8 protein-coding genes are annotated in these 6,991 nt (G+C 70.9%); 2 read left to right on the top strand and 6 right to left on the bottom strand.

All coding sequences use genetic code 11. From position 1 onward, the window contains the following. The coding region (locus O3Q52_RS45945; RefSeq protein ID WP_269654432.1) for an MFS transporter at positions 1-1,014 on the top strand (1,014 nt) is incomplete at its 5' end. On the opposite strand, the gene O3Q52_RS45940 is transcribed toward O3Q52_RS45945, so the two are convergent. The 5 genes from O3Q52_RS45940 to O3Q52_RS45920 form a co-directional block, all read right to left on the bottom strand. After that, positions 1,005-1,691: a hypothetical protein gene (locus tag O3Q52_RS45940; RefSeq protein WP_269654431.1), complete on the bottom strand. Its 687-nt coding sequence runs from the start codon at positions 1,689-1,691 to the stop codon at positions 1,005-1,007. The two genes, O3Q52_RS45945 and O3Q52_RS45940, sit on opposite strands and share 10 nt — an antisense overlap. 116 nt (positions 1,692-1,807) lie before the next feature. Then, a complete protein-coding gene (locus O3Q52_RS45935) occupies positions 1,808-2,992 on the bottom strand; it encodes a damage-control phosphatase ARMT1 family protein (protein WP_269654430.1) in 1,185 nt (394 codons plus the stop codon). A 20-nt stretch (positions 2,993-3,012) separates the two neighbouring features. Continuing rightward, complete coding sequence (locus tag O3Q52_RS45930; protein WP_269654429.1) at positions 3,013-3,147, bottom strand: hypothetical protein; 135 nt, start codon at positions 3,145-3,147, stop codon at positions 3,013-3,015. 49 nt (positions 3,148-3,196) lie between these two features. Then, entirely contained in the window at positions 3,197-3,508 is a 312-nt protein-coding gene (locus O3Q52_RS45925; protein WP_269654428.1) for a hypothetical protein, read from the bottom strand. A 224-nt stretch (positions 3,509-3,732) separates the two neighbouring features. After that, on the bottom strand, positions 3,733-5,154 hold the full coding sequence (locus O3Q52_RS45920) for a S1 family peptidase (RefSeq protein WP_269654427.1): 1,422 nt from the start codon (positions 5,152-5,154) through the stop codon (positions 3,733-3,735). A 288-nt stretch (positions 5,155-5,442) separates the two neighbouring features. Between O3Q52_RS45920 and O3Q52_RS45915 the strand changes: the two genes are divergently transcribed. After that, positions 5,443-6,435, top strand: coding sequence for an alpha/beta fold hydrolase (locus O3Q52_RS45915; protein ID WP_269654426.1), 993 nt, complete (start codon positions 5,443-5,445; stop codon positions 6,433-6,435). Here the strand turns inward: O3Q52_RS45915 and O3Q52_RS45910 are convergent. Then, a partial coding sequence (locus O3Q52_RS45910; RefSeq protein WP_269654425.1) for a response regulator transcription factor occupies positions 6,425-6,991 on the bottom strand: 567 nt, incomplete at its 5' end. The two genes, O3Q52_RS45915 and O3Q52_RS45910, sit on opposite strands and share 11 nt — an antisense overlap.

The raw sequence follows: 6,991 nt of genomic DNA, 5'->3' as shown, positions 1-6,991 counted from the left end.
CCGCCCGACCGCCCCGGGATGCCGATAGCCGTGCGCACCAGTGCCATCGGGGCCGCCGCCGCGCTCGGCCCGCTCGTCGGCGGGGCGCTCGCGACCCACTTCGGCTGGCGGTCGGTCTTCTTCCTGAGTCTCGTCCCGGCGCTCGCGGCGGTGGTGCTCGTCCTTGTGGCGCGGGTGCTGACGGAGGCCTCGGACGTCCGCCTCGACCTGCCGGGCGCGTGCCTGCTGTGGGTGACGCTGGTGTGTCTGATCCACACCCTCGTCGGACTGCCGGACACCGGCTGGACGTCCGCGAGCGCGCTCGGACTCCTCTGTACGGCGGCCGCGTGCGCCGCCTTCGTCCGCCACGAACGGCGTACGACAGAGCCGCTGATACCGCCCGACGTGTTCCGCTCGACCACCATCACCTCGGCACTCGGTGTCCTGCTCACCGCGTCGGCGGTGCTGTTCGGCACGCTGTTCCTCAGCACGTACTACCTCCAGGACGTACTCGGCCTGGACCCCCTCCACGGCAGCCTGCACGCGCTGCCGCTCGCGGTGGCCATGGTGGTCGGCGCACCGGTCTCGGCCGTACTGCTGCGCCGGTACGGTTCGCGCCGAACGACCGTGGCGGGCATGGCTGTTGTGGCCCTCGCCACCCTTCTGATGTCCCGGCTCGACCAGGCGTCGGGATCCGTGGCGATCGGCGGCTGTTTCCTTCTGCTGGGGGCCGGCTTCGCCCCCGTGATGGTCACCGCGACCGCGGTCGTCGTACGGGAGGCGTCCGTGCGGTCGGCGGGCGTCTCCGGCGGACTCCAGCAGACCGCGATGAACATCGGCCCGGCCCTCGGGGTGGCCGTGGCCACGACGCTCGCACCGGCCGGGGCCTCCGCGAGGGGAGCGGCGCTGGTCGTCCTCGCCGCAGTCGCCGCACTCGGCGCGCTACTTGCGGCCGGACTCCCTGCCTCGTCAGAGAAAAGGCGCCCGGACCCCGCCGAGGGTCCGGGCGCCAGGAGCACAGCGGGTCACCCGTAGAACGGCCCCGGCGTACTCCACGTCGTCGTACCGAAGACGTTCGCGTCGTCAATGCTGATGTTGACGTTGCTGACCTTCAGCCCGTACTGGGTCGCGGTCATGCCCGCCGGACAATTCACCTCCACGGGAGGGAAGTTGACGAAGAAGTGCGGGCCGAACTCGCCCTCGTAGTTCCGGTGCGCGGACAGGATCCAGTTGCTGTCCGGCTCGTAGTACGTCGAGCCGAGGCGCTGCTGCTCGGTGCGGACGACGAAGCTCGTGCCGTGGTCGAAACTGCCGTCGGCACGGAGGCACCCGAAGGTACGGGCGGTGTCGGCGTGCGCCTGGAAGTAGTTCCCGGTGCTGGAGAGGCCGGCCAGATAGCCGGGCTGGTTGCGGACGTTGTGCAGGACGACGCCGAGCTTGAAGCCCCCGCAGCCCGCCGACGGGTCGTAGTCGTGGTAGATCAACTGGCACTTGCGGTCGCCGAAGTAGGCGGTCGGATCCGGGTTGTAGGGCTGAGGCACCACGGTCCCGTAGAACTTCACGGTCGCCGAGACACCGCCCTCGGTGCCCGCCGGGATCTCCACGGTGGTCGTGGCGTGGGCGGCGCCCGTGCCGGTCAGGACCAGAGCGAACCCGGCGAGCAACGCGACGATCAGCCGTGCCGGATGTCTCAGCACACGCTTGTTCCCCATAGCTGACTTCCCCCCTGTGCATGTCACGCACATTCACGCGAACGGTGACCAGCGCACGCTAGCGGCACCACCGCCCCATGAGGGGACAATCGGCGCAGTCCTCACAACCGGAACGCTCACGCGCCGAACTGGATCAGGGCATGCGTCCCGCTCGTGCGCCACGCCTCCTCGCTCGCGTCCAGCTCCTCCAGCGTCCGGGGCGCGAGTCCGGTCACGACGTCCGACTTGAGCGTCCGCAGCGCCGCCACCGGACCCGGGAAGTACGCGGTGGCCTCGGCGAACGGTGTCGTGGCCGGCCAGTGGCGATCGCCCACCAGGCGGCGGTAGTTGAGGTCGCCCTTCATCACGGTGAGCGTGGCGGACGCGAAGTCCTCCCGGAGGTCGGCCGGCATCCGCTCGTAGGGATGCGGCGCGCACGAGAACGCGTGGGTGCGCAGGATCAGCCGGCCACCGCTGACAGCCTGCCGCAGCCGCTCGCCGACCTCCGCCGCGTGTCCGGACGCCCCGGTCATACGGTCGAGACAGGCCAGGGTGTCGGTGGTGGTCGCGTCGGAGACGTAGTACGGGTACGGCTTGAGGTGCAGCACGACGGTGGCCGCCCGCCGTGTGGCCAGGAGGTGGTCGGCGAGGACGAGGTCGGGAAGCAGCTCGGGACCGGCGTTGTCGGCGACCAGGCAGACCTTTCCGGGCTCGCCGGTTTCGAGGGTCTCCAGGAGCGCGGGGGAGTCGTCGACGACGAGGCCCGTCACGCGCTCGCCCAACCCTCCGGCTCCCGCGGACAGTTGGAAGCCGAGATCGGCCCGGTTGCCCCAGAGGGAGGAGAGCAGGAGGGTGCGATCCCGTTCCTCCAACGGGAGTTCGGGCAGGCGGTCGAGCGCGGAGAGCTCCTCGTCGACCTTGGAGCTCGTGAGTTCGGCGTTCTTGAAGGGGGCGAAGGGGTCGATTCCCAGCCAGGGCCCCGGTGCGAAGTGGCCCAGGGCGGCCAGGAGTTTGCGGTAGAAGAAGCTCTCCGCCCACAGGAACGGCACGTCCGGCCAGCGCTGCCCGTAGTAGGGCTCGTCCCGCCACCGCTCGGCGCCGGGCTCGCTGTCGTCGAGCCGCTCGATGACCCCCTTGGTGATCTCCTCCAGCAGGGAGTCCAGCGCGCGCTGCTGCTCGGGCGGATACGGAGTGGCCCGCCGTACGCGCTCGATGAGGGCGGGGTGCCGCTCGTCCAGCACGCTCCGGGCGAAGGAGCCGGGGGAGCTGACGATGACGGGGGCGTGATCGGGGCCGTGGCTGCTGGGGCTGGTGCGCGTCATGCCCCCAGTAAACCGTTCCGTCACACGGTGACGTCGGCTCCCTTTCCGGTGGGCAGCCAGCGGAAGCGGTCGCGGATGTCGGCCGGAGCGCCGGCGAGTTCTGCCTCGATGGCGGTCCGGCCCTCCTGGAAGTGGCCCCAGCCCTCGTAGTGCACGGGCAGGACCGGATGAGGTGTTCCGCGGTGATGGCACGGTCGACCGCCCTCAGCAGGGCCTCCCGGGCCGATCCGGTGCCCCTTCGGCGAGGGCCCGCGTGGCGAGCAGACACAGCGCCGGGGCCATGGCGAACGCACCGGCGGCACCCAGCAGGATGACCGCGTGGGCCCGGACCACCAGAGCGCGGCCCCGGCCCACCTCGCCGAGCAGCCCGACGTCGATCGAGTCGAGCAGCGACTCCGCCTGCAGCGGTGCCCCGGCCCGGAGCGCGGCCTCGGCCGCCGCGAGCAGCCGCCCGGCACGGACGTCGCCGTCCGGGGTCAGCTCGGTGGCCCGTGTGCTGGGCCAATGGCAGTGCACCGGGCTCCTTGAACCCGTCCAGCAAGGGGACGAGCAGCCGGTGCAGCGGCGAACGGGAAGCCGGACTCCGCCTCCACGCCCACCACCCGCAGCACTTGAGTGTCGAACGATTGAACCAGTGCCGGGGTCACGATGGACGACAATGGGCACTATCGGCAGTTTCAGTTGTGTGAACCGGTATGTGTGCCGGGTTTCAGCCATGCCGGATCTCGGCCGGGCCCCCGTCAGCCCCAGCTCTGCGAGTACTGGTTGCGGTACCGCCTGCGCCCGCGCTCCGAGCGGATTCGGAGGGCCACCAGGGCGACCAGACTGCCCGCGATGACGAACAGTCCGGGACCCAGGTTCTTGAAGTCCGCGACCCGCTCCAGCGCCGAGGCCACACTGTCGGTCTCACCCTCGGGCGCCGTGTCCCCCGGTCCCGCCCCTCCGGGCAGGACCGCGCCGCCGGGAGCGGTCGAGGACGTGCCGGGAGGAGCCGCCGCGCCCGCGCCGCTGTTGGCGCTGCCCGTGTTCCCGGTGCTCCCGGAGGAGGGCGTCGCCTGGCCGCCCGACCCGGGCTCGGTCACCAGCTTCACACCGAGGGAGTCCAGCGCCTTGGTGACCGGCTGGAAGAACGTCGTACCGCCGCTCTGGCAGTCCCCGTTGCCGCCCGAGGTGATGCCCATGGCCAGCCCGTTGGCGAACATCGGGCCGCCGCTGTCGCCCGGTTCGGCGCACACCGTGGTCTCGATGAGTCCGCTGACCGTGCCCTGCGGGTAGTTCACGGTGGCGTTCAATCCGGTCACCTCGCCGGACTGGAGACCGGTCGTGCTGCCGCTGCGGAACACCTTCTGTCCGACGGCGGCGTCGGCCGATCCGATGATCTGTATGCCCTGGCCGTCGCCGACGGCCACGAGGTCGGCGCCGCTGAGATCCACGCCGGGGCTGTACTGCACGAGCGAGAAGTCACCGCCGGGAAACGAGCCGGACACGGTCGCGCCGACCTGCTGGCTTCCCTGCTGGTCCGAGAACCACGTCGTGCCCACCGGGCCGCAGTGCCCCGCCGTGAGAATGAAGTTGGCCTGTCCGTTGGTCACGTTGAAGCCCGCCGAACAGCGCCCGGCACTGGCGAAGAGAGGCGAGGCGCCGTTCACCCGCGGGGTGAACGTGCCCTCGATGCGCTCCATCCGTACGGACTTGCCGAGGCTCTCGGCGACCTTGGCCAGCCGGTCCCACTCCTCGGCCGAGACGGTGGTGTCGGCGCGGACCACCACCTGGTTGGAGGCGTAGTCCATCGCCCATGAGGTGCCGGCCACCTTGGGCGCGTCCTTGAGGGTGTCGGTGGCGGAGCGCAGATCCTTCATGGCGTAGCGGACCACCTTGGGGACGGCACCCGCGCCACGTACCTCGGACGCCGCCTCCTCGTCGGTCACCGCGACGACCGGGCGCCCCTTCGCGTCGATCCAACTGCCCGCCGTACGCGACGTGCCCAGATCGGCGACCAGCTCCTGGCCGGTCCGGGCGGCCAGCATCTCGGCGTTCGGAGCCTTCGGACCGTCCGACGGCTCGCTCGCCACGGCATGCGAGACCATCAGCCCCCCGCACACCAATCCGCCGATTGCGGCGAACCGTGCGATCCGCTGAACGTTCCGTCGTGCATGCCTCATCCACGGCTCCCGTGCGACTGTCCTGACCCAGCGTCACTTCTGTGGGCGCTCCCGTGAGGTGAACGCCCTCCTTCAGTACGTGCCGCCCCTCGCTCTGGTTCAGAGGCCCGGCCGAGTGTTCGGAGTCGGCCAGAACTCGCCTGTAGCCCCGGCCGCCCTGCCGGAGGGGCACATCCACGGGGGTGGTGTGTCCCTCGGCGCGTTGTTGCCGAAACAGCAACGTCCTTCGCACCCGCTAGGAGCCGGCGCGATGATCGGCAGCAGTACATCCCAGTTCGAGGAGGACCCATGTCGCAGGCCGCAGACCCGTTCACCCCGGCGGGCGCCCAGCATCGACTGGTGGACGTCCCCGGTGGCCGTATCCACCTCGTGGAACAGGGCACCGGCCCCGTTGTCCTGCTGGTCCACGGCTTTCCCGAGCTCTGGTACTCGTGGCGCCACCAGCTCCCCGCACTCGCCGGGGCGGGCTACCGTGCCGTCGCCATCGACGTACGCGGCTACGGGCGCTCGTCGGTGCCGGACGCCGTGGAGGCGTACCGCATCGGGGCGCACGTCGAGGACAACGTCGCCGTCGTCCGTGCCCTCGGCGAGGAGACCGCCGTGATCGTCGGCCACGACTGGGGCTCGACCATCGCGGCCGACTCCGCGCTGCTCAGGCCCGATGTCTTCACCGCGGTGGGACTGCTCGGCGTGCCGTACGCGCCGCGGGGCGGGATCCGCCCGTCCGATGCCTTCGCCATGATCGGCGGGGACGAGGAGTTCTACGTCCGCTACTTCCAGGAGCCCGGCCGGGCGGAGTCGGAGATGGAGCCGGACGTACGGGAGTGGCTGGCGGGCTTCTACGCCTCACTGTCGGGCGACACCATGCCGGAGCAGGGAGAAGGCGCGGTCTTCTTCGTCCCGGCGGGCGGCAAGCTCTCCGACCGGTTCGTGAAGGACCGGCCGTCCTGGCTCTCGGACGAGGAACTCGACTTCTGCGTGGGCGAGTTCGAGCGCACCGGATTCACCGGCGCGCTCAGCCGCTACCGCAGCATGGACCAGGACTGGGAGGACCTCGCGGAGTGGGACGGCGCCCCGATCACCCAGCCGTCGCTCTTCGTCGCGGGCCGACTCGACGCTTCCATCGCCTGGTTGGCCAGTGCCATCGAGGCGTTCCCCACCACGCTCCCCGGCCTGGTCTCCTCGCACCTCGTCGAGGGCTGCGGCCACTGGGTGCAGCAGGAACGCCCCGAGGAGGTCAACCGGCTGCTGACCACCTGGCTGCGCACCCTCAACGCGTAGACGCGACCAGCCCCGCCTCGTACGCGATGATCACGAGCCGCACCCGGTCCCGTGCGTCCAGCTTGGCGAGCAGCCGGGTCACATACGTCTTCGCGGTGGCGACACTGATGGACAGCCGAGCGGCGATCTCCGTGTTGGACAGCCCGCTTCCGATGAGGGTCAGCACCTCGCGCTCGCGGTCGGTGATGCCCAGGGCCGTGCGCGGCGCGGGCGCGGCGGACACGGGACGCTCCGCGAACTCCCTGATGAGACGGCGTGTCACGCTCGGCGCGAGGAGCCCGTCCCCCGTGGCGACGACCCGGATCGAGTCGAGGATGTCGTCCAGGGCCATGTCCTTGACGAGGAACCCGGCCGCGCCCGCGCGCAGCGCCCCGTACAGACAGTCGTCATCGTCGAAGGTCGTCAGCATGATGACCTGGGACCCGCCGGAGCCCTCCGTGATCAGCCGGGTGGCCTCGATGCCGTCCATGCCGGGCATGCGGATGTCCATCACGACGACATCGGGGTGCTCCGTCCCGGCCAGCTCGACCGCTTCGGCTCCGGTGCCCGCCTCGCC

The organism is Streptomyces sp. ActVer, assembly GCF_027270795.1.
GTDB classification, from domain to species: Bacteria; Actinomycetota; Actinomycetes; order Streptomycetales; family Streptomycetaceae; genus Streptomyces; species Streptomyces umbrinus_A.
Note: the sequence above shows the minus strand (reverse complement) of the source record. Positions and strands in the feature narration are given on the sequence as shown.